The organism is Phytoactinopolyspora limicola (genome assembly GCF_011320225.1).
In the GTDB taxonomy this organism is placed as follows: Bacteria; Actinomycetota; Actinomycetes; order Jiangellales; family Jiangellaceae; genus Phytoactinopolyspora; species Phytoactinopolyspora limicola.
The window spans coordinates 53541-78763 of the sequence record NZ_JAAOEN010000007.1 but is presented as its reverse complement, the minus strand read 5'-3'; the positions used below and the strand labels follow the sequence as shown (position 1 = coordinate 78763).

At 62.0% G+C, this 25223-nt stretch carries 24 protein-coding genes, 1 tRNA gene and 1 pseudogene; 16 read left to right on the top strand and 10 right to left on the bottom strand.

The features are described from left to right. Window positions 1–753: 753 nt before the first annotated feature. Window positions 754–1263, bottom strand: coding sequence for a DUF4143 domain-containing protein (locus G8760_RS29910; protein ID WP_207782484.1), 510 nt, complete (start codon window positions 1261–1263; stop codon window positions 754–756). Further along, a complete protein-coding gene (locus G8760_RS29905) occupies window positions 1208–2023 on the bottom strand; it encodes an ATP-binding protein (protein ID WP_207782459.1) in 816 nt (271 codons plus the stop codon). The genes G8760_RS29910 and G8760_RS29905 overlap by 56 nt, the downstream gene beginning before the upstream one ends. A gap of 223 nt (window positions 2024–2246) precedes the next feature. Between G8760_RS29905 and G8760_RS17450 the strand changes: the two genes are divergently transcribed. From G8760_RS17450 to G8760_RS17440, 3 genes are all read left to right on the top strand, one after another. Beyond that, a complete protein-coding gene (locus G8760_RS17450) occupies window positions 2247–2438 on the top strand; it encodes a GntR family transcriptional regulator (protein WP_207782458.1) in 192 nt (63 codons plus the stop codon). Beyond that, window positions 2431–2703, top strand: coding sequence for a hypothetical protein (locus tag G8760_RS17445; protein ID WP_166353514.1), 273 nt, complete (start codon window positions 2431–2433; stop codon window positions 2701–2703). The genes G8760_RS17450 and G8760_RS17445 overlap by 8 nt, the downstream gene beginning before the upstream one ends. A gap of 109 nt (window positions 2704–2812) precedes the next feature. Further along, window positions 2813–3142 carry a hypothetical protein gene (locus G8760_RS17440; protein WP_166353512.1) on the top strand — a complete coding sequence of 110 codons (330 nt, stop codon included), beginning with the start codon at window positions 2813–2815 and terminating at the stop codon, window positions 3140–3142. A gap of 190 nt (window positions 3143–3332) precedes the next feature. Here the strand turns inward: G8760_RS17440 and G8760_RS17435 are convergent, their stop codons facing one another. After that, a complete protein-coding gene (locus tag G8760_RS17435; protein ID WP_166353510.1) occupies window positions 3333–4127 on the bottom strand; it encodes an endonuclease/exonuclease/phosphatase family protein in 795 nt (264 codons plus the stop codon). Window positions 4128–4235: 108 nt separating this feature from the next. After that, window positions 4236–4481, bottom strand: a complete 246-nt coding sequence (locus tag G8760_RS17430) for a hypothetical protein (RefSeq protein WP_166353508.1) — start codon at window positions 4479–4481, stop codon at window positions 4236–4238. 237 nt (window positions 4482–4718) lie between these two features. Between G8760_RS17430 and G8760_RS17425 the strand changes: the two genes are divergently transcribed. Both G8760_RS17425 and G8760_RS17420 read left to right on the top strand, forming a co-directional pair. Continuing rightward, the gene (locus tag G8760_RS17425; RefSeq protein WP_343074417.1) at window positions 4719–7598 is read left to right on the top strand and encodes a DUF4365 domain-containing protein; all 2880 of its coding nucleotides are present in this window, start codon (window positions 4719–4721) and stop codon (window positions 7596–7598) included. Window positions 7599–7643: 45 nt separating this feature from the next. Further along, entirely contained in the window at window positions 7644–8753 is a 1110-nt protein-coding gene (locus G8760_RS17420) for a hypothetical protein (protein ID WP_166353504.1), read from the top strand. Window positions 8754–8913: 160 nt separating this feature from the next. Here the strand turns inward: G8760_RS17420 and G8760_RS17415 are convergent, their stop codons facing one another. The 3 genes from G8760_RS17415 to G8760_RS30900 form a co-directional block, all read right to left on the bottom strand. After that, window positions 8914–9765 (bottom strand): hypothetical protein, encoded by an 852-nt coding sequence (locus G8760_RS17415; RefSeq protein WP_166353502.1) that lies wholly within the window; start codon window positions 9763–9765, stop codon window positions 8914–8916. A gap of 1505 nt (window positions 9766–11270) precedes the next feature. Then, the gene (locus G8760_RS17410) at window positions 11271–12194 is read right to left on the bottom strand and encodes an HNH endonuclease (protein WP_166353500.1); all 924 of its coding nucleotides are present in this window, start codon (window positions 12192–12194) and stop codon (window positions 11271–11273) included. A 247-nt stretch (window positions 12195–12441) separates the two neighbouring features. Then, window positions 12442–12567: a group II intron maturase-specific domain-containing protein gene (locus G8760_RS30900; RefSeq protein ID WP_343074421.1), complete on the bottom strand. Its 126-nt coding sequence runs from the start codon at window positions 12565–12567 to the stop codon at window positions 12442–12444. Between the two features lie 278 nt (window positions 12568–12845). Between G8760_RS30900 and G8760_RS17400 the strand changes: the two genes are divergently transcribed. From G8760_RS17400 to G8760_RS17390, 3 genes are all read left to right on the top strand, one after another. Then, window positions 12846–13541 carry a hypothetical protein gene (locus G8760_RS17400; protein ID WP_166353498.1) on the top strand — a complete coding sequence of 232 codons (696 nt, stop codon included), beginning with the start codon at window positions 12846–12848 and terminating at the stop codon, window positions 13539–13541. 188 nt (window positions 13542–13729) lie between these two features. Continuing rightward, window positions 13730–13803, top strand: a tRNA-Glu gene (locus G8760_RS17395). A 400-nt stretch (window positions 13804–14203) separates the two neighbouring features. Then, window positions 14204–15502 carry an ATP-binding protein gene (locus G8760_RS17390; RefSeq protein WP_207782456.1) on the top strand — a complete coding sequence of 433 codons (1299 nt, stop codon included), beginning with the start codon at window positions 14204–14206 and terminating at the stop codon, window positions 15500–15502. Between the two features lie 599 nt (window positions 15503–16101). On the opposite strand, the gene G8760_RS17385 is transcribed toward G8760_RS17390, so the two are convergent. Then, on the bottom strand, window positions 16102–16644 hold the full coding sequence (locus G8760_RS17385) for an HNH endonuclease (RefSeq protein ID WP_166353496.1): 543 nt from the start codon (window positions 16642–16644) through the stop codon (window positions 16102–16104). Window positions 16645–16925: 281 nt separating this feature from the next. On the opposite strand from G8760_RS17385, the gene G8760_RS17380 reads away from it, so the two are divergent. From G8760_RS17380 to G8760_RS17355, 6 genes and pseudogenes are all read left to right on the top strand, one after another. Further along, the gene (locus G8760_RS17380) at window positions 16926–17132 is read left to right on the top strand and encodes a hypothetical protein (RefSeq protein ID WP_166353494.1); all 207 of its coding nucleotides are present in this window, start codon (window positions 16926–16928) and stop codon (window positions 17130–17132) included. Continuing rightward, complete coding sequence (locus tag G8760_RS17375) at window positions 17117–17662, top strand: hypothetical protein (protein WP_166353492.1); 546 nt, start codon at window positions 17117–17119, stop codon at window positions 17660–17662. Before G8760_RS17380 ends, G8760_RS17375 begins: the two co-directional genes overlap by 16 nt. 803 nt (window positions 17663–18465) lie before the next feature. Next, window positions 18466–18732, top strand: a complete 267-nt coding sequence (locus G8760_RS17370; RefSeq protein WP_166353490.1) for a hypothetical protein — start codon at window positions 18466–18468, stop codon at window positions 18730–18732. Window positions 18733–18734: 2 nt separating this feature from the next. Then, window positions 18735–18992, top strand: a complete 258-nt coding sequence (locus tag G8760_RS17365; protein ID WP_166353488.1) for a hypothetical protein — start codon at window positions 18735–18737, stop codon at window positions 18990–18992. Beyond that, a complete protein-coding gene (locus G8760_RS17360) occupies window positions 18989–19519 on the top strand; it encodes a SigE family RNA polymerase sigma factor (RefSeq protein ID WP_425502346.1) in 531 nt (176 codons plus the stop codon). The genes G8760_RS17365 and G8760_RS17360 overlap by 4 nt, the downstream gene beginning before the upstream one ends. 174 nt (window positions 19520–19693) lie before the next feature. Next, window positions 19694–20730: pseudogene (locus tag G8760_RS17355) on the top strand (IS701 family transposase); the annotation flags it as partial. 134 nt (window positions 20731–20864) lie between these two features. Here the strand turns inward: G8760_RS17355 and G8760_RS17350 are convergent. After that, the gene (locus G8760_RS17350) at window positions 20865–21845 is read right to left on the bottom strand and encodes a helix-turn-helix transcriptional regulator (protein ID WP_166353364.1); all 981 of its coding nucleotides are present in this window, start codon (window positions 21843–21845) and stop codon (window positions 20865–20867) included. Window positions 21846–22214: 369 nt separating this feature from the next. After that, window positions 22215–22613, bottom strand: coding sequence for a rhodanese-like domain-containing protein (locus G8760_RS17345; RefSeq protein ID WP_166353484.1), 399 nt, complete (start codon window positions 22611–22613; stop codon window positions 22215–22217). A gap of 839 nt (window positions 22614–23452) precedes the next feature. On the opposite strand from G8760_RS17345, the gene G8760_RS17340 reads away from it, so the two are divergent. Together G8760_RS17340 and G8760_RS17335 are read left to right on the top strand one after the other, a co-directional pair. After that, window positions 23453–24583, top strand: a complete 1131-nt coding sequence (locus G8760_RS17340; protein WP_166353482.1) for a hypothetical protein — start codon at window positions 23453–23455, stop codon at window positions 24581–24583. Then, the gene (locus G8760_RS17335) at window positions 24580–25122 is read left to right on the top strand and encodes a SigE family RNA polymerase sigma factor (RefSeq protein ID WP_207782455.1); all 543 of its coding nucleotides are present in this window, start codon (window positions 24580–24582) and stop codon (window positions 25120–25122) included. The genes G8760_RS17340 and G8760_RS17335 overlap by 4 nt, the downstream gene beginning before the upstream one ends. Window positions 25123–25223: the final 101 nt, after the last annotated feature.

Genomic DNA, 25223 nt, shown 5'->3' with positions numbered 1-25223 from the left:
CTTGATCAAGATTGGCAGTAGCTATCGAGCCCGCCGCTCCGACATTATCGACACATTGGGCATCCTAGATACCGAGTCCGCGGCCACGTGATCACGAACGGTCAAATGGCCTCTCGGCAGAGGCTTGGGGGAACCAGCGGAGCGCTAGATCCAGCCACGCCAAGGCGTAGCAATTAGTCGTCCGCGCATTGGTGGCCCTCTGAGGCTCGTCCTGGCCGTTTCGCCGGTCTTGCCCTGCGCAATAGCTAACGGATCCCCGCTCCGCGCGAACAAACGTCCAAGCACGCTCCTTCCTGGCGGACAGGAGCGTGCAGACGGATTGAAACACCTAGACCAGTAGGCCGGCAATGAAGGCGAGTATTACAACGATAAGTATGAAGACTGCCGCCACTATAATTCCGAAACAAGCCGTCCGGTGCCCCCAGTCGTAGATCGCATTGTATTGGGTCATGCTTACTATTCCCTTCTGTAGGTGAAGTGGGGCAATTTATTGCCCTAGATATAGAGAATAGCGCATGAATCGGCGAATTCGCAAGTCTCCGAAATCTGGCGCCAATGCTTTTCCGTTTAACAATTCATTGGCCATTGAGGGCGGTTAGTAAAATAGCGTCCGCAATCCTATGAATTTAAATAGTGAATCATAATTGGAGCGGCTAAGGTTTGGTTTTTCGGCGATCAAGTATCGCCTCGTGTTTGATGTGGTGTGGCGCAGGTCGGCTGATTCGTTGGTTATAGCGATGAGGCAACTTCGGGTCAGGGGCCGAGGAGTGTGGCGGGTATGACGGCGATGCCGTCGGGTCTGCGGTAGGCGTAGGGTCCGGTGGTGATGATGGCGGCGTCGGCGAGTGTGTCGCCGACCTTGTTGTGGAGCCAGTGCAGGTGGGTGACGTCGTTGTCGTCGACGGTGCGGGCGAGTTTCACTTCCAGGGCCACGATGCGCCCGCCGGGTCCGGTGATGATGAAGTCGATTTCGTGGTCGGCGTTGCGGGTGCGTAGGTGGGCGATGTCGGCTTCGATGGTTTGGGCGTAGGCGCGTAGGCTAAGCGCGACGAGTGATTCGAAGAGCTGGCCGATCATGGCTCGCCCGTGGGGTCGTCGCTGCGGTGAGTCCGCGAGCAGGGTGGCGGCGTCGAGGTTGAGCAGGCGCGCGGCGAGCGCGGGGTCGGCGAGGTGGTGTTTGGGTGCTTGGGCGAGTCGCGCGAACGGGTTATCGACGGGCAGCCATCCGGGTATCGGGTCGAGCAGCCATAGCTGGGTGAGCACGTCGCGGTAGGCGATGGTGGTGGTCTTTGCGGGTTTGTCCGATTCGCCGGGGGTTGGCGGCGTCCAGGATTGCGTTGTAAGCCGTGGTCGTGGCGGTTGCCGCAGCATAGGCCTGCAGCCACGCTCGAAGTGTGGCGGGCTTGCGGACTTGGTATCCCTGGTCGTGGAAGTCGCGTTCGACGATGCGGGCGAGGTATCCGTCGAGTTGTGCGCGTCTGGCGCGTGGCGGCAGGTGGCGGATGCCGGGGAATCCGGAGCGCAGGATTTCTTCGACGTAGGCGGGCAGGTCCATCGACGCTTCACCCTCGATCTGGGGCCGTGTGCCGGCGAGCAGGGCGGTGAGGCTGACGGTTGGGGTGTCGAGGCCGCGTTCGGCCAGGCTCATTGGTCGCATCCGCAGTTGGACGATGCGTCCGGCGCCGGAGTGCACGGGGGTGACGACGGGTGCTGCGCTGCCGGTCAGGATGAACCGGCCGGGTCGTGGGTTCTGGTCGACGCTGCGGCGTATGTCGTCCCAGATGGCGGGGTAGCGTTGCCATTCGTCGATGAGGACGGTACCCGTGGCGCGGTTGATGCGGGCGGGGTCGGCGGCGAGTAGGCGTTGCTGTTCGGCGTCGTCGAGTTCGAACGTGATGTCTGCGCGGCGCTGCGCGGTGGCAGTCTTGCCGACCCCTTTCGGGCCTTCGATCGCCACCGCCGCGAGCGCCGGTAGGAGCTCGTCGAGTTCGGTGTCCAGGAGCCGCCGCTGATACCGAGCCATGGGCCGACACTACCGTTAGCACAGACCTAACGCTACCGTTAGCAGCATTCGTACTGTTCTTTCTGCAGGCTGACGTTCTTGCTTCATCAGACGGCCAACTGCCTGGCGCAACCATTCGGTCAGGCATTCAGGGTGACGTGTCATAGGCGGTCAGGCTCGTCCAGCTCCTAGCGCCGCGATCAATTGTGAAGCCGAGCGGGCCTGGCTCTACAGCCTCGCGGCTGTGGTCGAAGCCAGGAACCTTGAGCCTCGAGCGATGCTGCCGGGGGAGCAGAGCCTGGCGGCGATGCTGGGCGTGTCGATCGGTACGGTGCGCCGGGCCACGGAGGAGCTGCGGCAGCGCGATCTCGTGGTCACGTTGCCGGCCAAGGGGACCTTCGTGACTCGTCGTCCGGGTGGTGATCAGGATGCATGAACTCAGTTGCCTGCGCTGGTGTGACTTCTCCGAGCAGCCCAGCCACAGCGGCCTGCACATCGCTCACGTGGGAGAGATCATGCTCGCCCGCAATGCTGCGGTGTTCGCCGTGGCGGTGACCGCCGAAGCCGAAGCCAAGTGGCCGTACTGCGTGTTGACGCTGGCTGCTCGCCAGTTCTCCCCGTACAGCCGAGCCGTGCTGTCCTGGGAGATGGCAGAACGGCTCGGGGGTCTGCTGATCGACGCGAAGCGTCGCTACGCCTAGCCCGGCCGGGCGGACGGGTCGGCTGGCTCAGGCTGTGGACGTGTGGTTCCCTGGGGTGGATGGCAGAGATCAACGTGACAAGAGCGAACAAAGGTTCGACTATAGACGTGTGGACACGCCTCAGACGGTCGCACGGTGCCCGTTCGCGATGTGCCGCTACACCGTCGCGATCGACCTTGACGACCCGATGCCCGGAATCATCCACCTGCGCCGTCACCTGACCGAGAAAGACAAGGCTTACGGACGCGAGTTGATCAGCGCGCTGGAACGGGTCCAGTTCGACCCGGTCGCGGTTGAGTTACTGGATACGCTGCCGCATCCCGGTGTCGGCGCGGTCGACCGCGGAATAGGTGAGCGTGATCATGCCGCCGCGCCCGGGCCGATGACGCTGGATGGGTGGGCCCCGGCGTTGTGTGTCACTGGCCACTGTGCGCGTTGAGAAGACGGCAACGGGGGAGCCGGTTCGGGCGGTGGCGCGGTGGGACGGGCGTGGCGGTGTCCGGTCGCCGGCTTGTCGTCGTTGCCGGAACCGGTTGAAGTTGCTCGACCGTTAGCCCATCGCCGGTTCCGAACGCGAGGGCGCTGTCGTCTGGGCCGGTGCCCGGCAGCTCCGGCAAGGACACATGTGCTCATAGGTCGAGGTTGACGGTGACGGCGGCGTGGTCTGAGGCTTGGTGGATGTTGGCGGTCATGTCGGAGTAGGTATCCCAGGCGGTGGGGCGGGTCTTGCGGGTTCCCCATAGGCCTCTGCGGAACACGGTGCCGCCGGTGAACGCCGGTACGAGACTGTGGGAGATGAGGATGTAGTCGAGCCGGTTGCGGATACTGCAGGTGTCGAACGTGCCGGGCCGCTCCCCGGCATCGAAGCCGTCGAGGTCGTAGCAGGACACCAGCGGCCCATCGTCGTCGAACATGGCCCGCAGGTTGACGGGTGGTTCGTCGAGGGAGGGTTGGCCTTCGTTGAGGTCGCCCAGCACGATGACGTGTTGATCGTCGGCGACAAGGTCGTCGACGATGTCACGGACGGCGTCGGCCTGGCGTCGGCGTTTGTTGTCGCCGCCGCCGAACTGGGACTTGAAGTGGTTGACCAGCACATGCAGCGCCACCCCGGTGGGGGTGGTGACCTCATATTGGGGGCAGTCGCGGCTGAAGATGGTGCCGACGTGGTCTTCGGTGTCGACGTGGGAGCGGATGGTGCCGATGGGGTAGCCGGGTTTGGTCATGATGCCGACGTCGATGCCGCGTTCGTCGTTGCCGTCGACGAGCATCACGTGGCGGTAGTGCCGGTCGAGCATGTCGTGGTTGAACCGGACCAGTGACGGGCGGTCTTCGGCTTCGACGACGGCGATGATGTCGGCATCGACATCATCGATGACGCGGGCGGTCATGCGGGTGCCGATCTCATCGGTGGGTTCGGTGGCCAACTCCAGCCAACCGATCCAATCCCCGCGTCCGGTCGCGGTGATCTCGACGTCGTCGGTGGGATCGCGGGGTTGGCGGTCGAAATCGCCGCGGTTCTTCCGCAGCCACGCTCACGCTGGTGTCGGGCTGGGGCGGCGGCGGATCGCGCCGTGGGTGTTGCGGTAATACACGCCAACCTCGAGCAGCAGCTCGCGCATCCGGTCCCGGTCGGCGCCGGTGTAGGTGTCGTCGGTGATCAGCGAGTTGAACTCGCCATAGGCCTGCAAGATGGGTTCGCCGGCCGACCAGTCAAGCGGATCGAACGCCTTCGGCCGCGCGAACAGGTTCTCCAGGTTGTACGACGCCACCGTGACCATGCCGCCACACCAACCCCGCCGCCAATGGACTCCGATATGCGAGCATAGCCGACCTGGGCAACGCTCAACCGAGGCTGGCGAGACCAGCATCGTCCACATCCTCTGGGCTAGCCGGGCCTGGCGCGTGACGGCGCCGTCCGACCGTGCCGCGGCTATTCCGAGGTCTGTCGGCTTCATGTGGCCGAGCGGTACAGAAGGTGATGCCGCATTGAATGAGACATTCCACGTCCATAATGGATGGAAACGCTTCTCGGAGGTCGTCGTCTCGTTCTGCCGAGCGTTGTTCTGGACTTCGCAGCTCGGGTTGGGTTGACTGCCCGTATGCGCGCGACGAACCAGAGCCAAGTCGGCGGGGCTGGGATGGACGAGGTATCCGCAGCCTTCGTGCGACTCGGGTGGGGGTCGGCCGCGAATGATCGGCACGACCTCGGTACTGACCTATTCCTCGCGGTTCGGGATGAACGTTTGTTTGACCTCGGGCTTGTTGTGGGTGCCCAGGTGAAAGCAGGTGCGACCTACTTTAACGAGCCCGCATACGAGTCTGAGCGTTTACGCGGATGGTGGTTTCGCGACAGCGACAGTAAGCACATCGACGCCTGGCTCTCGCACGCATTGCCGCATCTTATCGTGCTGCACGATCTTGAATCGCGAACGTCATATTGGCAGCATGTGACCGAAGACGCGGTGACTCGTACTGGCAAGGGCGCAAAGGTCCTTGTGCCGGTGGAAAACACGGTAGATGAGAGCAATCGTCACGCCCTGCTGGCTGTGGCCGCTACAGCTCGTCCTGTGGTAGCTCTAGAGGGCAGTGCATGGACAGGTTCTGAGTCGGTGCTGCCGCGTGATCTGCTGCGATACGCGCTAATCGTGCCCAGGCTTGTGGCTCCACATCCCAATGCTGGGCGGCGAAAAGGACTCGTTGTGGAGCAGGCGATCGCAATGCTGGTATTGGCGCGTGTGCGCGCTTTGAGGGAGATCATCGAAGATGACGACGACGTGCCGTCACTCGACGAGGCGGCAGACTCGAGGTCCTGGGCTTGGCGATTGGTGGGCCGGCTGTATCGGCGCCTGGTCAGTGGTGACAAGGATCTGCTGCTGCCGCTGATTGATGAGGCGCCGGATGCGGCGACGCGGGCGGCGGCCACCGTGGTTGCGGTCGAGGGACTCTTGGAAGAGGGTGACGCCGATTACGCCTTGATGGTCTTGGAAGCGACTCTCGCCCTTGATGAGGCGAGCCCGGTGGATTACGCCTGGCTCAGACTCCAACACGCCCGGGCATGCGCGGAGATTGGCCGTGTCGATGATGCCCGCGCGACAGCGATCGATATTCAACAGATCCGCGTAACTCACCCCGAAGATGTGACCGCTTCGGCCATCGCGGGCGCGGCCGCGGTGCTGCTGTTCAATGTCTCTGCCTGGCGGACAAAGGACGTCGCCGACGTCATCACGGGCATGGACACAGCTGCAAACTGGTGGCGCACCCAGAAGTTGGCGTGGGGGTTAGGGGCACAGGCAGATCGTGCGTTCACGGCGTGGTCACGGGATTCGAGCATCTCACTGATCGGTGGGGACGACGCGCGGAACAACCTCCTGAGTGCCTCAGTGCTCGCTAGCTATCTCGGTGATCATGGTGGGTGGCGGGATTCGTCTGGCTTGCTGGGGAAGTACATCCTTCAAGGGCTGGATCGTGACAGCGATCCGGAATACTTTCGTGAAGGGCTCGATGTGCTCCGATGGGCCGGAGACGCCAAGGCGCTTGCCCGCGCCGTGACGCGCATCGTCGCGGACGGGCCCGCCGCGGCGGTCACCGCCGCCGCATCCGACATCGATCTTGAGAGATCAACACGGACCACGGCTCCCACCAATCTCGCACTGCTTGGTCATGGCGGGGACGTACTTGATGAGGCCGCTGCGGACCGGTCCATCGATTGGGTCATGGCGACGTTGAAGACCCCCGAGTCCTTCGTGGAGCGAACGAGTCCGACCTACAGAGTGGAGCTCAAGCTCATCGACACCCTTGCCGGCATCGTTCTCGCGGCTTCGCCGGCTGCTAGATCGGCCGTGGTCGAATTCCTGGTTGCACTGTCAGGTCAAGATCAGTCGTGTGCTACATCCTGGGCCAGGGTCGTTGGGGCACTGCCCGACGACGCATGGAATGGGTCCACGGCTGTCCTGGCAGGGCAGAAGGCCCCAATTCACCACGATGAGCTTCGACGGCCTCTCCTCGGTATAGCTGCACGACACGACGCCGCTGCGCGGCAAGTCTTGATGGTGGAGGCACAGCAAGGCTCGTGGCACGCTCTTACTGAGATTGCCGATCTCGGTGTTCTGCGGGCAGATGCCGCAGCGAACCTAGTGACTGAGATGGCATCACGAGTAAATCGGCGAATCAGCTCGGCAGAGAAGCACTCTTACGAACTTGGCATGATCGATGCCGGGGCAGGATTGGCGCTACTGAATGTCACCTACCCGGACGTCGCTGATTGGGAGCCATTGCTCAACCTTCTCGCTCACCCGGATGTGGCCAGCGCAGACAAGCGCCAACCGATGTGGATCCTGGCACATCACGCGGAGGAGATCGCAGCGCAAATCCGGCCGCGGCTCGCATCGATAGCAGCTACCTCAGCATCCAACGAATCAGGCGTGATCTCACCATTTGGCAACTCGGCCGGAAGCCGAGGCCCAGCATGGGAGCTCGCGCTGGTACTGGGCGCATTTGACGAGCAAACGATCGGGCCTGCAGTTGTCTCCCTGCTGTCCGGTGACACGTCCGATCGATCATGGGTACCCCATCTCCTACGACGCATTCCCGGGCCTGAGGCGGCCGCGATCCTGGTCGGGCTGCTCCAAGATCCATATCCCGAAGTTCGGGGCCCGGCAGCTGCCATCCTCGCCGAATTAGTGGCAACAGGACAGCGCAGCAATCTTGCCGTCGAAGGACTTCAGCATTGCATGCAGGACACAGGTACGCGCGTCGCACTCGGGATAGCCTCGACACTGAGTAGATTGGAAGCCCCAACATCAACGTTCAGCGGTATCCTTCATAACCTCCGCAAACACCCGTCCGCGAAGGTTCGCGCCAGGATCAACAGCATGGAGCGCCCTGCCTCCGGCTGAAGATCTTTCCGGTGGCTGGGCAGAGATCGAGGGAAGGAGTCAGCGGTGTTTATGGAGCCTGAAGGACCACAAGTGACGGATCAACAGGCACGCGAACTTGACGACAGCTTCTTCACTTCGAGACCGTTTGGGTACTTCACCTCCCGGATCGCCGCCCTGATCTCGGCATCAGAACCTGGTGTACCGGATGTCGCTCATGGGTTGGGCGCGGCGTTCTTGTCAAAGCTAGGATTCCACGACGTTGACGGAATCCTTGCAGCGGACGAAAAGGACCGCGCGTTGCAGATCGCGACCGACGCCTTTGCCGTCCGCCACCATGCAGCAGAGGCGCTCGTGCGGCTCTATCACGCGCTCGCTGTAACACCGTCTAAAGAACGACAGGCACCATCGGTCTGGGTGTCCATGGTCAATGGTCCACGGCAAATGGCCGACCTTGTCGGACAAGCTGCTGATCACCTCGATAGTGACCTTGGAGCCAGCACTTTCTGGTCCATTGCCTTGCCAATTGATGCGGTCGCCGACAGTAGCATCAGAGCTTCCGCCAACAAGTCGTTAAATGTGATGGCTTCGTGGCTCAGACGCGCAATGTTGCTCTTAACACGAGAAGACATCAACATCGACGCCGCCCACAACAAGCTGAAACACGGCCTAGCAGTGGCCGCGAACGACAATGAGCGCGCGGTCTTCGTTAGACAGGGGCCCACTGCCGACGGCACGATACCGCTAAGCGCGCTGAACGGACCGGATGCGTTCAATGTGATCGATGCGATCACGCTTCGCTACCTCGCAGTGGCACCGAAGACTAATGGACGCAAGCAAGGACTTGAGATGTCAGTGTTGCGCCTAATACCCGCTACGCTCCTGGCAGAAGCATGGATGGTGGCACTCACCCATGGCGTCATGTTCCACCTTGCGGCCGAGCGACACTTCAAGGGCAGGGACGTACAGCTAGCTGAATGCCCCAAGCTCCCTTTGGGTCCCACCCCCGAGCATCTGGCACGCAACGCGGTCGTGGGGCTGCGTTACCCAGTCACGACTCCTCCCGGCGGGGGAGCTCCGGACCGACGGACCGGTATCGCTACTGAGAACGCATTCGTGGGGCTAACAATCGACTTCACGCAGAAGCAGACGGCGGTCGTGGTCGACGATGGATAGGCCTTCGAATCAGGCATTCTGAGGAATATTGGAATGCTTGCCCGTCATTCCAGGCGTCTAGCGGCAGCCAACCAAGTCTGACCGCTCCAGCGACGCAACTGATTGGCACGGAATGTCCAGGTCGAACTCAATCCGTGTGTGTGCGCCCCCGCCCGCACAGCTATTGAGCAATGAGATTGATGATGCCTAAGACAACTGTTGCCACTAGACCAATGGCGCCGACAGCGGCCGCCGTCCAGGCGGCGATCTTCGAGCCTCTCGCCTCGCTCACGCTCTCTCTGGTTGCTTCGAGCGCCTGCCTGCTGAGATCCAGGGCCTCCTTCCCGGATTCCGTACTTGCACGTGCCTCCATGAGCAGGTTGCTGAGGATCTCGATCTGCCTGCCGCGCATTTCGTGGGCCCGTGCATCGGCGGCCTCTTTGATTTCCGTCAGTGATGCATCCGGGGGCTCGACAGCTTCGAAGTTGATTAGCCGATGCACGGGAGGCTCAGGTGCGGGCAATGGTGCCAATCTGGAATTCTGGAAGAGTTGCTCCGCCAGGCCCTCCGGGAGTTCGTACTTTGGAAGATCTGGCACCAGCTTGGCGAACCATGACGAGGCGTTCAGCGCCGGGAACAGCGCCTGCATGTCGAGTTTGGGAGCCAGCGACGCAGCGATCTTCGACATGTCCAGGCCTTTTGCGAACGATTCTGTGAGTGGCCGGAAAATGTCATTCGCCGCGTCGACTATCGGCCCGGCTGCCTCGGCCGAGACCTGTTTCGCCTTCTCATGCAGAGGATGCGCCTCGTCCTCAAGGATTCGTTCCAACTCATGGAACGACATCGACCAGATGGCGTCAAGTTCAGGGTCACCCGTCTTCTTCGGTTCGACCTCAATATCGTGCCACTCCCCGTCCGAGCCAATGTATTGAATCGACCCAGACTCGGGCGGATCTGTCGCATCTTCGCTGGTTCCGGCATTACTAGGTTCGTCCTGATCGCCAGGTTCTTCCTGGGGAATTTCGTCGGTCACAGCACGACCGTACATCGGGAAACGAGATTGCGATATGAAACCGCCAGTCAACCTTGACCGTGGGCCACGGATGTCGATGAAGCGCTCGCCAGCCAGGCGTCAGGTCGCGGCCCTTGGGTGTCGAATGAGAATCTGAGTGTGACTTGCGTACCTGGGGTCTCTAGTTCTCTGGGGCTACGAGCGCGATGGTGTGGATTGTTGCCGGTGATGTATCCGCCGAGCGAGCGCGATTGATGCTATGGCGGAGAACAGCCCGGCGGAGCCGGCGGCTGCCCATAACTGTCGGCGGGCGTGTGTGGGCGTTGCCTCGATCCGTGGGCTGTGAATCTGTCGTTCTTGTTGCCGGTGTTGGTCGAGTCCCCTCTGGGTGGCGTCCCTGACGAGCTCCCAGGCTGCCGTTCGTCGTTGTAGACCTTCCGTCCAGAAGTCAAGACATGCTTTGAACCATGTGCCGGCAACGATGAATATGAATCCGATGAACATGACCCAGGACCGATTCTCTTGTGCTACGTCGAGTGTCGCCACGCCCAAGATGATGGAGAAGCCGATGGGAATCATGGCTAGGAACACCACCCCTGGTGGGCGGAGGGAGCTGGCGCGAACATTGAGTGCTTGAGCAGCGTCCTCGGTGGCCGATCTCAACTCTCGGAGGCATTCGGCTTCATCTCTCTGGGTCGTGAGGTTGTCGATGAGTCGGCTGAGCCGGGTCGCGATGCCGAGGTGCGATGTGTCCGTGTGGTGCCGTACGAGCTTGGTGCCGATCTTGTGGTTGTTGATCATCTCCTTGCACGCCCGTAGGTGTTCGGTGCCCCCGTGGTTCAGGTATGCGCGGAGATGATCTTCAAGCCGTTGTACCGGGGATAAGGACGCGTATTTTTGTCGTCGCACGTAGCCTCCATTTGGTGTCGTATGTGATCTTGCACGACATGACGACGAGCGGCGCGCGCCTGGTGCTCCCGACGCGTCGGCCCAAGGACAATGAGCCGGCGTCCGTCGGTAAAGCCGCAGGTCAGGTGGTTAGTTCGAGCGCGGTGTGCGGGGGTATACAGCCGAGTCCCTCTCGGACACGCCCTAACCCTCGCAGGGTCAACGTCCACTTTGACCTGGTGCGGAGGGCTGTGTATGTGAGACGAACGGCGACCTCGTCTTGGAGTTCAACTCGCTCTTCCACCGCGGCATTGCCCAGTGCCTTGACTGCGCTGCCCACTTGCCAGACCAGTCCTTCAATCTGTTGTTCGCTGAGACGAGTCAGAGCCGTGTGGCGTTGGAGTGTCGAGATCGATGATCGGCGGGGCCAGCTCAGGGTGGATGGGGAAACCCGCAGACTTCTACCGCAACAGTGCGGAGCCGCGGCCGATACGGTCGGGCGTGGCCAAGAGCTGGCGGCTGGTGCGTCGTCGGGCTCGGGATGGTCGGCTCGGGGCTGCAACGGCGTTCCAGGCCGTTGCCGACCAGAGGAGAATCCGGAGCGGCTACCCTCAGCTAAGCGTCGAGTGCTCACGCGGCTACTTCCAAGGTGCGTTGGGCTTCGGGTTCGGATGCGCGACGAAGCGTGGGTAGGTGCGACTCGTGCCGGTCGGCGAGTCGGACTTCGTGGCGTTGCAACCCTGGCAGAGCAACTGGAGGTTGGTGACGTCGTTGAGGCCTCCGGCGGCGAGAGGCACGATGTGATCGAAATTCTTAGCAGTTAGGATATTGAAGCGGCCGGTGAGGTCGACGCCGCAGATGACGCAGAGTCCCGCGTCGCGGAAGAACACCGCCCGTTGGGCCCGGGCCGGAGGCTTTGAGCGCCTCAGTCGATCGCCTCGAGCCGTGAACTGCTTCCGCAGCTCCGGCGTATCAGTGAGCATCTCGGGTTCGATCTCCTGAACGAGCTCGGCGAGGAATTGATTGAGCCGGAACATCAACTCACGGTTTCGGAAAACGACGTGGAAAACCTCGTCCCCAATCGCCTCCAGCAGCACCTCGTAGGGCTGGCTCACCCTGATGTCATTAAGAAAATAGTCGTAGCAGGCGTTAGCGACGTTCGTCGACTCACGCCAGACCTTCATGGTCGTGCTGACGTTCTCGTAGTACCCGTCGGGTGGCGGGACCTCGAAGCCTGGCGCTGACGACAGCCCGTAGGCGACGAGGCAGAGGTCGACTGGGAGATAGCGCCTGTTCTTGCCGAGCCCCAGGTCGTGCTTCGAGATGTATGGACCGTCCGTATCTTCCAGGAACATGTCGTCCGCAACCCAACGAGCGAGCTTGTGAACGAGCGTGTCGGATTGCCAAGGGGCGATGAACGCGAGGATGTCGCCGTCCGCCGTGAGAGATTCGACACCGGGCAGATGTGTGTACGGATCGCTCACAGCTGCTGTGAGACGGGCCGCGACGCTGTACGTCCGGAAGTAGCGGTGATCGATCCACTCGTTGTCGCGACGCTTCATCTGCACCCCCAGAGCTCGCCTCACGATCTTACGATCGATCCGACCGCGTACGTCTGACATCGGCTCGACAGATCTTGGTGCCCCGGTAGCGATAGCACTCGATGGGGACGCGTTGGCTCGGAACATGTTGGTCCCGTCGGCGCTGGTGTGCCATCCGGGCGGGTAGTGCCGATCAGTGTGTGCTTGTTCACTCAGAGGTGTCGTTTGCGGAGCCAGCCCACGATCTGCCAGAAGGCGAAGTGGCGAGCTAGCCGAAGGTCCGCGAGGACACTCCGTGGCGGAAGTAGGGGCACCAGCCCCGCAGCGTCGGGTTCAACCTGCACAGCAGGTCTGGGAGCGTTCGATGTCTTGCACGGCGCGTCAGCGGCCGCACCTTACCGATACCGAAGCCAGCGACTTCTTCGATGGGTAGGTGTAGATCGCCTTCTTGCCGGTCCGGCTCCGGCAGGCGCGGCGCTGGATGCACCAGCCGAGGAAGGCGAACACCTCATTGATGTGGGCAGCCCCTCGCCTTCTCTTCCGACAGGCGCAGGCCCATCGGCGCGAGCGCCGCAGCGACCGCGCTACACCACGATCAAGGACTCAACTCGCGACCGAGGACACCCGACGACGGCCCTACTCAGTGGTGACGCTAGGGCTAGGCTCATGGCTATGAAGGAGGTCACGAAGGGCCAGATTGCGGCGGGTGTTGAGGCGTATCTGCGCGAGGACGTCGAGCTGAGCGCGTCCAGGCGTCGAGAGAGATCCTGGGATTTCTGTTTCAACCATTTCCAAGAACACAGTGATCCGACCAAGGTGATGGAACTGTCATGCCTTCATCTCGGCTACTACCTGGCCTCGTGGGGGATGCTGCGTGGCTCGACGTTTCTGTTCAGGCAGACCAACGTCATGCACTACCGCAGGGTGGTCGAGGTGATCGCCACACACAACGCCACTATGCGGGGCTGCGACGTGGACGCTTACCGCGATACCAGGAAAAGGCAGGCGCTGGAGGACGCCTGGCGCGACATTCGGCTGGCGCTGCTGCCTGATGGCGGGAATAGCCGAATCTTGATCAGCAAGGTCATGATGGGCGTTTGGGGTTGCCTGCCGTCGTTCGACACCTATTTCGTGCGAGGTTTCAGGGGATTGGGAGAGACGAAGACGGAGAAGGTGGCGTTCAACCGGGTCAGCCCACGAGTGTTGGACTTGTTGGCAGGATTCTACGAGCGTCATGCAGAAGAGATTGACAGCGTCCGGCACTTGCACACGACATGGGACATGTCCTCAGGACGACCCACCGGACGACCCCTTACCCGGGCCAAGATCCTGGACATCTACGGTTTCCACACGGCGTTCGCCTCGTGAAGCAAGCCCAGGGTTGATCGGAACGCCGTAGTGAGCTGTGTTGGGTCTGTTGGCGGCAGAGATGTGGCGGGGAAGCTGCACTTTCGCGAGCGTGATCGGTGATCCCTAGTTGTCGTCGAGTGTCTGTGTCAAATACGTGCCCAAGTCTCCGTCCGCGTCGCCGATGAAAGGGCATCGTCGCAGTTCAGGGCATGTGTACTTGTTGCAGTCACGCCGCCCTCTCAAGGCGGTAGCGCGGGTTCGAATCCCGTCGGGGCTACCACTGGTAGAGCGCCCCTCACCTGCGGAAACGCAGGTGAGGGGTGCTCTTGTTATGTCCGGCGGTCACCGGCTGAAACCGGTTGCCCGCGGCCACTCACGCCAAATACGCGCGCAAGTTTTCAGTCTCCCAGCGATCGTCCGAGAGCCTGGTCGATCTTGGCTCGGTTGCGGGCCGCGTTACCGTCGATGCACTTGGCGTGGAATCCAGGAGGAGTTGGCGCGTGCCGCCCCACGTCGTCGAGCGCGGCATGGTGGGCGTCTCGGGACGTTTCGGCGTGGAAACTTGAGTGGGCTAGCTCTGGGCTCCGAAAATATGCAGTAGCAGGCCTCCAAAATTGTCATAAACCTGGCGCCAAAACGTGCAAATACCTACCTCCAATATGCTCACGAGGTGAACGTCGATGGCAATGACCCTGGCTGGCACCGTTGAGCGGCGGCTGGAGCGTGTCCTGCGTGAACGTATGCGGGATGCGCCGGTTGTCCTCGTCAACGGTCCGCGGACTGTGGGTAAGAGCACCATGCTCGCTGCTCTGGCGGGGAGTATGGGGGCGACTGTGATTGATCTCGATGACGTGGCGACGTGGGAGGCGGTACAGGCCGATCCGGCATTGTTCGCGTCTGCTCCCTCGCCGGTCCTGATCGATGAATATCAGCATGTGCCTGAGCTGTTGTCGGCAATCAAGGCGGAACTCAACCGTGACCTGCGGCCAGGGCGGTACGTCCTTACCGGCTCGACACGCTATGGAAGCCTGCCCCAGGTGGCGCGAGTGCTGACTGGGCGAGTTCACGTTCTGGACCTGCTGCCGCTGTCTCAAGGCGAGATCGGGGGAACGGCCGAAGTCTTCGTTGACCAACTCTTGGAACATCCGGCCGGCCTGGTGACGGCCGTGCCATCGGCGACCGGCCGGGACGAGTACGTCCAGCGTGTTGTATGGGGAGGGTTCCCGTTGGCGCTGCGTAGTTTTTCTGACGATGCTCGTGCGCGGTGGTTGCGCGACTACGTCGACCTGGTCATCTCGAAAGACGTCGTGGAACTCAGCCGGGTCCGGAAGCGGGCCCAGTTGCCGCAGCTGCTGCGTCGTTTGGCGAGTCAGACCGGCCAGGCGATGAATCTTGCTGAGGCCGCTCGCGCGGCCGAGCTTGATCGCAGTACCACGGAGCGGTACGCCGCACTTCTCGAGGCCGTCTTCTTGATCCGGCGGCTTCCGGCCTGGGGAACGACGCTTGCTGCCCGTGTCGGCAACAACCCGAAGCTCCATATCGTCGATTCTGGTCTCGCCGCATGGCTACTGGGCCTGACAGAGCGCAAGCTCGCCGGCCGTGAGCCTGCAGTCCTCACCGAGTTCGGTCATCTGTTGGAAACGTTCGTCGTCGGTGAGGTGATTAAACAGACTGGCTGGTCGCAACGGCTCATCGAGGTCGGCCATTTCCGAACACGAGATGGCATAGAAGTCGACCTCGTGTTGGAAGCCGACGACGGAAGCGTCGCGGCCGTCGAGGTCAAGGCATCCTCGCGAGTCACCGGACGAGACCTTGCGCCGCTGAGACTCCTGCGTGACAAGCTAGGGCAGCGCTTCGTCGGTGGTGTCGCGCTCTATCTCGGCGCACGCTCCTACACTTACGACGACCGTCTCCACGTCGCACCAGTCGATACCCTCTGGCGCCACGAAACACTCGTGTCCCAGCACACGCCAGACTGATGACGATGCTCCACAGGTTCAAAGAGGACAAGATCCACATCTAGGTGAAACGGCGTGCGTATCAGCATGTAGCTACGGGTCCGGCGATCATCGACGAGTAGTTGTAAGAGATACGTGCCGAAAGTAGCCGCAGGCGAGGCCCTCAATGTTACGTCTGCGCAGGTCAACAGCTATCAGACACGAAGGGGGACGCCGCCATCTCCAGGCATGTGGCTTGGTATCAATGTCGATCGCAGTGGCGATTGTGCGTTGCTTGAACCGGACTCTGGCGCAGTACGCATGAACCTACCTTCAGTTGTTCCGCTGCCATGAACGATTCGCCGATCTTCACCGTCAGGAACAGAGCATTGCCAAGGAGGCGTGGAAGTGGCCCGTATGTTTCTGCTGGTAGCTGAGTGATCTGACCGCCGACAAGTACGTTCCAAACCAGATACGCCACGCGCCGTCACTTGCTCTGAGGAGCTCGTCGGAGACAGCTTAGAATAGGGCGAACTCCCGATGAGGGAGGTATGCCACCCGGAGATCTCGTTGCCTGCCGTTGTCGAACAGAGGGGACTGCCGAGCGGCTACCGCCGGCGAAGAGCGGGGCGCTCACGTGGCTACTTCGAAGGTCCGCTGGGCTTCGGGTTCGGACGTGCGCCGAAGTGTGGGTAGACGCGACTCGTGCCGCTCGGCGAGTCGGACTTCGTGGCGTTGCATTTCCGGCAGAGCAACTGGAGGTTGGTGACGTCGTTGAGGCCTCCGGCGGCTAGAGGCACGATGTGATCGTAATTCTTAGCAGTCAGGACATTGAAGCGGCCGGTGAGGTCGACGCCGCAGATGACGCAGAGTCCCGCGTCGCGGAAGAACACCGCCCAGTGGGCCCAGGTCGGAGGCGTCGAGCGCCTCAGATTGCCCCGAGCTGTGAACCGCTTTCGCAGCTCCGGCGTATCAGTGAGCATCTCGGCTTCGATCTCCTGGACGAGTCCAGCGAGGTATTGATTGAGCCGGAACATCAACTCACGGTTGCGGAAAACGACGTGGAAGACCTCGGCCCCGATCGCCTCCAGCAGCACCTCGTAGGGATGGCTCAACCTGACGTCGTTGAGAGAGTGGTCGTGGCAGGCGTTGGCGACGTTCGTCGACTCACGCCAGACCTTCATGGTCGTGCTGACGTTCCAGTAGTACCCGTCGGGTGGCGGAACCTCGAAACCTGGCGCTGATGTCAGTCCGTAGGCGACGAGGCAGAGGTCGACTGGGAGTTAGCGCCTGCTTTTGCCGGGCTCCGGCTCGTGCTTCGACATGTATGGACCGTCGGTGTCGTCCAGGAACATGTCGTCCGCTACCCAACGAGCGAGCTTGTGAACTAGCGTGTCGGGTTGCCATGGGTCGATGCTGGCTAGCCGAACGATTCGTGGCCGAACGTTTCGGGACACGAGCCGGCATGGTCGCAGCAGCCCATAACGTTCTCGACCGCTCCGCACACTGGATCCCCGGATTCGCCCGCGACCAGTTCCTCAAGGTTCGCCCGCCGGGAGACCCCGCCGACACACACAACCCTCCCGATGCCGTGCGCGCAACAGAGAACGAGGATGTTGCCAACGGGTTTGCCGACGCAGTGGAGAATGCGATGTCGTGGACAGAGCTGTAGCAGGGCAGAAGATCGTGCTCGTCATTGGGTACGGCCTCAGCGTTGTGACGTTTGGTGCCGTCGCCGTGGCCATCGGAGCGTGGATGTCCGTTGGTATCCGCATCGCGCATTGCCTGCCGCAGTTGCACCAGCCACCCGGCTATGCCGGAGTGTCGATGCTGATGGCCACCGTCGCCGCCACGTCATGGTTCGTCGCGCGCGTGCTCGCGGCTCGATCCACCAGGACAGCGCCGCTACGATTCGGCTATTGGCTGTTGTGGATAACGGCCGCCTTCACCGTTCCAGCCATGCTCCTCGTCGCCCTCCCGGTGTCACCCGCCCAGATTGAGGCCGGCGCAGCGTGCGGATACACGCACTTCACCTCCCTGGTGATCAGCACGACCGTCTACATGCCCTTGTTTGGCGTTCTCCTCACTGACCTGGCAGCCCGGATCAGCAGCAAGCCCGTATGGATCCGCGCCATGATCGCATTACTCGCCAACAGCGCAGCCTGGACATTGGTCGTGATCACGCTGACACCCTTCCGCTAGGAAACGAACGCCGCTCTCACCCCTGGCGGTTGACGCCCGATCTTGGAGAATCCCGGTTACACCGGTATCCGAGCGTGAGGCAAACAGGAAGGTTCGAGACGCTGGTCGACCCGAAAAGGCATCTCGCTCGGACCTGAGTTCTAAACAATCGCTGTGTTCTTGGTTGTGCTGGGTTGTGCTGGTGAGGCCCGTCTTGGGTCACCCCTCATCCGTAGAGAAACCCCTCGACGGCTTCTTTGGTGATCGACCCGCCCGGGTAGCCTTCCCGCTCGCAGTGCTCAGCGAATTGGCGCAGCACCATGGGAATGGGGCACCGTTGTCGATCATGGCCGTGGCCAGTGCGCCGCGCAGGACATGCATCCCGCACACCTGGCCTGGCCCGAAGGCGATCCGCTCGCGAGCAGCGTGCCGCGACCAGCCGGCAGGCGACCGACGAGGAGCCACCGACCGCGTCGAACGGGTGTCGGTGTTGACGAACACCTTCGGGCAGTCCGTCCCTGGCCGGCCGTATGCCTGGACCGAACTCAATCATCACCGCATTCACGCGGCTACGAGCTCTCGCCGAACCCGGCCGGCCAGACCACTCACGCCCTTATCCAACCGAGCCCGTGCAGCACGTCGGACAATCGAACCTGCGCCCCAACCGAGACGACACTCGGCCACCATGTCATGCCCACCCAGCCACAATCACCCGAAACTTCAACCAAAGGAACAACGATCAACCGCACGCAGCCAATGAAAGATCTGGGCTAGCGGCCTCCTGTGCTGAGCGCCTCGCGAAAGGTCTCTAGCAGTTCTCGTTGTTGAGTGACGAACTCTTTCTCGTGCTCGTGGGCCACTTGATCGAAGGTGTCTTGGTAGTGCTCAGATCGGCATTCGCGGTCAGCCACGGCAACGGTGATCTCGAACTGTCTAAACTCTCTCAGCTGGTCTTGGTCTACGTCTATGGGATCTTGCCCTTCAATGGCTCCGGTCAGCTCATTCCAGTCATTAACCTGGTTCTTTCGCCGACGACGATCACCTCGCACGGTTTGGCTTTGAGGTTTTCAGCCCCCATGGTGGTGAGCTGAGAATGACTGCGGTGATCGCGCGTGGTTACCACTTGGGGCCGGAATACACGCGGTTTGATCTGCCCAAGTCGACGTCGGAGGAGACGTGGGAATACCTGGCCCTGACTCATGACGGGGCTGCCGTTGCCAGAACGTCCGTGATCGAGGATGCCACCGATGTGTTCGTTCTGCCCGCTGACGGCGGTGAACCCCGGTTGCTGCATTCGCTGCCGGTTGACGCTCAGGTCATCATGCCCGGCACTGTTGTGAGCGACCAGTGAACGGGCGGTTGACGCACGTGGACGGAGACGGGTTTACCGAGTTTGTAGCAAGCCGCGGGCCAAGCTTGCTACGGATGGCGCTGGCGCTGACCGCAGACCGCGGGTTGGCCGAAGATCTTGTTCAGGAGGCGGTGAGCCGCTGGGGAAAGCTGCTCCGCGACGGCGACCCCGAGAAGTACATCCGGGCGGCTATGCTCAACGAGACCCGATCGCAGTGGCGCCGGCGTAGCCGGCGGCACGAAGTGATCACCGACGACGTGCCGGAACCAGCGGCGACCGACGGCACCGAACTCGGTGTGGCGGACCGGATCGACATGGCCACCATCCTCAAACATCTGACCCCGCGTCAACGCGCCATCGTCTACCTGCGGTATTACGAAGACCTCTCCGTGGCCGACGCGGCAGCCCTGCTGAACTGCTCGCCCGGCACGGTCAAGCGACAGTCGTTCGACGCCCTCAAACGGATTCGCTGTCTTGCGCCCTCCCTGATACCGGACAACGATGCAACTGAACGGGAAGTGACATGACCGGCCCACGTGCCTAGTGCTCCAGCCGTAGATCGTGATCTTGGTCGTGTCGGTGCTGGACATGGAGCGGCCACCGCTCGATGATCTTGGTTTGTGAAGACAAAGAATGATCTTACGGTGGCCGTAGGGCCAAGCGTAGACGTTGATAGGTGGCGGGTGGAGAGGCAGGTGCTGATGTCTCAGATCGCGGCCCGGTTTGCCCGGGTGGAGGCGTATCGGAGCGCGTGTGACCTGGTCACGGGGTTGATGTCGGACCTGCCGCGGAAGAACTGCTGGACGATCGCCGAGCACGTCGGGCATCGGAGCCCGGATGGGCTGCAGAACCTGTTGTTCAGGGCGTCGTGGGACGCCGACGGCGTCCGGGATGACCTGCGTGACTACGTCATCGATGGGCTCGGCGAGGACAGGGCGATGTTGGTGGTGGACGAGACCGGCGACGTGAAGAAGGGCGTCTGCACGGTCGGGGTGCAGCGGCAGTACACCGGCACTGCCGGACGGGTGGAGAACGCGCAGGTTGCGGTGCATCTGACCTACACCACCAGCAGAGGGCATGCGTTCATCGACCGGGATCTATACCTGCCCAAGTCCTGGACCAGCGACGCCGATCGCCTGACCGGGGCTGGGGTGCCTGACGATGTTCAGTTCGCGACCAAGCCACAGCTGGCCCGGCAGATGATCGCCCGCGCGCTCGACGCCGGAGTGAAGGCGCGATGGGTGGCCGGTGACGAGGTCTACGGCGCCGACCCGCACCTACGTCAAGAGTTGGAGCAACGCCAGGTGGGGTATGTGCTGGCCGTCTCGCGTGAGCACCGGGTCAGCACCGGCGCCGGGAAACAACGCGCTGGCCAGATCACCCAACAGCTCCCGAAACGAGCCTGGCAGCAGTACTCGGCCGGTCATGGCGTGAAGGGGCCACGGGTCTACGACTGGGTGCTGGTCGACGTCGATCACGATCAGCAGGGGCATCGGTGGCTGCTCGTCCGCCGGAACACCGCCACCGGTGAGCTGGCGTACTACCGCTGCTACTCACCTGACCCCGTGCCGCTATCCGTGCTGGTCAGGATCGCCGGCAAGGCGGGTGGACGGTGGAGGAGAGCTTCCAAACTGGCAAGGGACTGTGCGGGCTGGACGAGCACCAGGTGAGGACGTGGACCTCCTGGCGACGCTGGACCGTGCTGTCCATGCTCGCGCATGCCTTCCTCGCCGTCACCGCCGCGACCGAGCGATCATCACAGCCCGACCCCGGCGACAAGCTCGTCCCTCTGGCCTGCAACGAAATCCACCACCTGATCAACACCCTCACCCGGCCCTACACCGACCCGCGGCACAGAAGCTCCCGTCGGCGTCACCTTAGCCATCCTCGTTGTGCGGCACGCACGCCGGCCTGGAAACGACTTCGAGCGCCGAGCATCGTGCAGAGCTCTGCCATTCTCTTGCCTACAGTGCGCAAGCCGATTCCCAACTTGGCTGCGACGGCCTTGTCTGTGTGGCCTTCGGAAAGGAGCCGCAGTAGTTCAAAGTCGAGCGATGTCAGCTCATCCTTGTTTCTCTGCTGTGGCTCGCTGACAGGCGTGGCAGCGTTCCATTGGAGATCAAACAGTACTCGAGTAGTTTTAACAATGCTCGGATTGGTCACTCGCCAAGCGCTTACAGTGTGGTTGTCCCCGGGAGGTGAAAGTATGACCACCGCACCATCGACGAGCATCAACGGCGCCGACACGTGCGGTAGCAGGCGGACTTCCCCTCCGGCCTCGGAAACGGAGTGAGTAAAGCGGCGGGTTGTAGTCGATAGTGCCCGGTCGTTTTGTTGGTGCACCACACGCGCTCGAGTTTTACCCGTGGAGATACGAGTAAATAGAGGGCTAGAGCTTATCGAACAACATGTTCGCACCCAGGTGACGTGTGGAGGAAAGCATATTGAGAGTTCCGCGTCAATCTCATCCAACATGGAACACGCCAGATCACGCACGCGATCCTCGCCGTCGATCTGTTCCGCCATAGCAACCTTGCGGCTCTGCTCGTACTCCAGGATCAGCAGCTCGACCGCCTTCCGTGCGGCATCGACTTGTTGCTGGCGGTCTGCGACGCCAACTTCTGCTTGTATGCAGAGGTCCCTCAGGCCTACTTGCGGTGACACGGGATTCAAGTGTTCGTCGTCCGTCACCGTCACCAGATTCAACTCTTTGAGCTCATGCGCCACACCTGACACGGCAGCTCGCTCTACTTCGGTAGCCGCTGCGACTTCATCTATCGAGAGTCCCGGATTGAACAGTACGAAGCGGTAGATAGTTTCCGCGCGAGACGACGGACCGATTGGTTCCAGCAAGTCGCAGCTCCCCACCCCCATTGTGGCTAAACTGCTGCATCCCCTCATGACAACAGGAGTTGGGCCACAAATTACCCATATGGTAGCAGAGAGTGTCGAAACTGGCGCTGCAAGAAGTCGCGATGCAGCTTCATGCCATCTGCTGTGGAGGCAATCGGGCGTGCTGTGGGGGCAATCGGGCGCTATGCCCTGCCAGGCAGAAGGCGAGGTGACGAGCAAGGCCGACCTGCACCTGCTGGCACACCTGTGTGCGCACAGATCAGGCCAGGGTAGCTGAACGGGCCGCATGGTCGCGGTTTGGTCCTCTTGATCGACAAGGCGATATGGCGACGGGACATTGCTATGTCGCCGAGCGCACCGCCCGTTGCCTCACCCGATAAACGTTGACTGGCGAGGTAGGGTGGGCAGGCCATAGGCGATCCATGCTTGGAACCCGCCGATGACGTCAGTAGCGGGCAGTCCAAATTCTCGCAACGTTGCCGCACAGAGGCTTGACTGATATCCCTCGTTGCACATGATGATTACTGGTACATCGCGGCGAGCAATTCGCGGGTCGTTCCAACGACTCGTCGGATCAGCGCGCCATTCAAGTACATTTCGTTCGACCCACACTGCGCCTGGTATGAATCCGTCTTGAACACACTGTTCCATCGAACGAATATCGACGATGACTGAGCCTCCTCTGATGTGTTCATGTGCGACACGGGCATCTAAACGTGACAATGCCTGACGTGCTTGAGTCAACAGTTCATCGATATTCTTGGGCATGACAGTCCCGAACTCTCAGTGGTGTAGTACTAAGACTGCGGGCAACTTGCCTCCGATGTCTACACGTCCACACGGCAACATTCTGCAAGGCATCAATTGGCGGAGAGCTTGATGACACAGCGGCAGTTGGCCATACGATATACCTCGAGAAGCACAAGAACATCGGCGGAGCGTTGCCAACCAGCGCCCATGCTTCGACCACTACTGGTGCCCACGTTCGGCAGTCGGCCGAGGTCCCGCATGGCCGAGATCGTCGCACTTATGGCGACCTGTGGCTGCGCATCTGTGCTGCCTTTGGCGTTGGGCGTGCCAGATTCACCAGGATGGCGCCTCGGGTGGGTAATGGATCGCGGCGCTGGGGCGGCGCTAGGGTCCGAGGAACAGAAGTGGTCATGCCCCTGATTCGGGGGGAGGTAGACGGTGATGCTGATGATCAACAACTCGCCCAAGGCATGATGGGCAGGATTCCTGGCGGTGGCAGGCCAGAGGCATCTTCGGCCCTAGGACGCAAACTTCTAGCAGGTCGGCATGCAGCGACCGGGCGGCCTCACCAGATCGAAGCTAGGGCCGACTATGCCGGCCGTTGCGGTGGGGGATGCCGAATCGTTATTCGGGCTGACACAACCGGGTTGGGGCGCTGGAGCGTGTTAGGGGAACGAATGCGCATCGGAGGAGGGTAGGTGGGGCGGATGGATCGGTTTCGGCGAGAGTTCGAGAGCTTCTTAGATCAGCCGTTGGGCAACGTTGATGCCGGCCTGGCGATCGCTCTGGCTCGGCGTCGCCGTGCTCGCCGCGTGGTCGCGGTGGCTGGTGCCGCCGCGTTGTTGGTGGTGGGTGGGGTGGCGGTGACCGGCGCTGTGGTTGGTTTTGGTGGGGATTCACCTTCGGCTGATCCCAGGCCTGCCGGGTTCGAAGAGCCGGCGCCGGTGCCGACGGAGACCAAGCCGGGTGCGTCGTTCAGCGTGACGGACTGGTTGCCCGAGGTGCCCATGCGGGGCACGCCGCCGGAGGTGGGCACGTTGATCTACCGTACGTGCGCCGACGGTGACTGCGTGGTCAACTTGGTTACGCCGGACGGGGCGGAGTATCCGCTGGTGGAGATCAACCCGGACCTGGTGGCGAAGATTGAGCAATACGGGCTCGACGGGGCGGCCCTCTCTCACGACGGCAAGGAGATGGGGATCCGGGTTGGCACGGGATTCGAGGTGTTCAAGTTCGGGTTTAACAGCCCGCTTTACACGCTTCCGCCTGGTCCGGCCGGTTCACGATGGGAGGTCATGTCGTGGGGTGTGGGGTCAGCGCAGTTATGCGTCGCTCAGACAGTTGACGGGAAGACGACCGCGTTCAGCCAGACGAGAATTCTCTATGAGATTGAAGACGACGCCGGCCTGCCGCCGGTGGCCGCAGGGTGTGGGGAGCTCACCGAGCCGATCGACACGTCTGTTCCGCCTGAAAAGCGGCAGCGCATCACTGAACCGCTCGGCACCATTTGGGTTGCAGTCAACGAAGTGGTAGACAACGCGCCGCCAGGGACGGTGTATGACCAGGGCGATTTCGATTGGGAGACCACTGAGGCTCTGCGCGAGCGTGAGACTCTCGCTGGTCCGCGTGGGGTCCACGAAGACGTCTGGCATCCAGGTTCTTTTGCCGACGACGATCACCTCGCACGGTTTGGCTTTGAGGTTTTCAGCCCGCATGGTGGTGAGCTGAGAATGACCGGGGTGATCGCGCGTGGTTACCACTTGGGGCCGGAATACACGCGGTTTGATCTGCCCAAGTCGACGTCGGAGGAGACGTGGGAGTATCTGGCCCTGACTCATGACGGGGCTGCCGTTGCCAGAACGTCCGTGATCGAGGATGCCACCGATGTGTTCGTTCTGCCCGCTGACGGCGGCGAGCCTCGGTTGCTGCATTCGCTGCCGGTTGACGCTCAGGTCATCATGCCCGGCACTGTTGTGAGCGACCAGTGAACGGGCGGTTGACGCGGGTGGACGCGGACGGGTTTACCGAGTTTGTAGCAAGCCGCGGGCCAAGCTTGCTACGGATGGCGCTGGCGCTGACCGCAGACCGCGGGTTGGCCGAAGATCTTGTTCAGGAGGCGCTGACCCGGGCGGTGAGCCGCTGGACCAAACTCGTCCGCGACGGCGACCCCGAGAAATACCTCCGCGCGGTCATGCTCAACGAGACCCGATCGCAGTGGCGCCGGCGTAGCCGGCGGCATGAAGTGATCACGGACGAGGTGCCGGAACCAGCGGCGACCGACGGCACCGAACTCGGTGTGGCCGACCGGATCGACATGGCCACCATCCTCAAACATCTGACCCCGCGTCAACGCGCCATCGTCTACCTGCGGTATTACGAAGACCTCTCCGTGGCCGACACAGCAGGTCTGCTGAACTGCTCACCCGGCACGGTCAAACGGCAATCGTTCGACGCCCTCAAACGGATTCGCTGTCTCGCGCCCTCCCTGATACCGGACAACGATGCAACTGAACGGGAAGTGACATGACCAGTCCACGTGCCTAGGCACCCGGCCGGCGCGACAATACGACACTATCGGCCCTCGACGCATCGAGCCTCCGCTGAGTCGCGCTGGAATCCGCTGTTGAA

Bases quoted from the DNA above. Each gene is read 5' to 3' on its own strand.
- G8760_RS17430 (WP_166353508.1), bottom strand. From the start codon at position 4,481: ATGGTCACGGTGGCGTCGTACAACCTGGAGAACCTGTTCGCGCGGCCG.
- G8760_RS17425 (WP_343074417.1), top strand. From the start codon at position 4,719: ATGGAAACGCTTCTCGGAGGTCGTCGTCTCGTTCTGCCGAGCGTTGTT.
- G8760_RS17400 (WP_166353498.1), top strand. From the start codon at position 12,846: ATGAAGGAGGTCACGAAGGGCCAGATTGCGGCGGGTGTTGAGGCGTAT.
- G8760_RS17365 (WP_166353488.1), top strand. From the start codon at position 18,735: ATGACTGCGGTGATCGCGCGTGGTTACCACTTGGGGCCGGAATACACG.
- G8760_RS17380 (WP_166353494.1), top strand. From the start codon at position 16,926: ATGGTCGCAGCAGCCCATAACGTTCTCGACCGCTCCGCACACTGGATC.
- G8760_RS17390 (WP_207782456.1), top strand. From the start codon at position 14,204: ATGGCAATGACCCTGGCTGGCACCGTTGAGCGGCGGCTGGAGCGTGTC.
- G8760_RS29905 (WP_207782459.1), bottom strand. From the start codon at position 2,023: ATGGCTCGGTATCAGCGGCGGCTCCTGGACACCGAACTCGACGAGCTC.
- G8760_RS17410 (WP_166353500.1), bottom strand. From the start codon at position 12,194: ATGAAGCGTCGCGACAACGAGTGGATCGATCACCGCTACTTCCGGACG.
- G8760_RS17445 (WP_166353514.1), top strand. From the start codon at position 2,431: ATGCATGAACTCAGTTGCCTGCGCTGGTGTGACTTCTCCGAGCAGCCC.
- G8760_RS17385 (WP_166353496.1), bottom strand. From the start codon at position 16,644: ATGAAGGTCTGGCGTGAGTCGACGAACGTCGCCAACGCCTGCCACGAC.
- G8760_RS17345 (WP_166353484.1), bottom strand. From the start codon at position 22,613: ATGCCCAAGAATATCGATGAACTGTTGACTCAAGCACGTCAGGCATTG.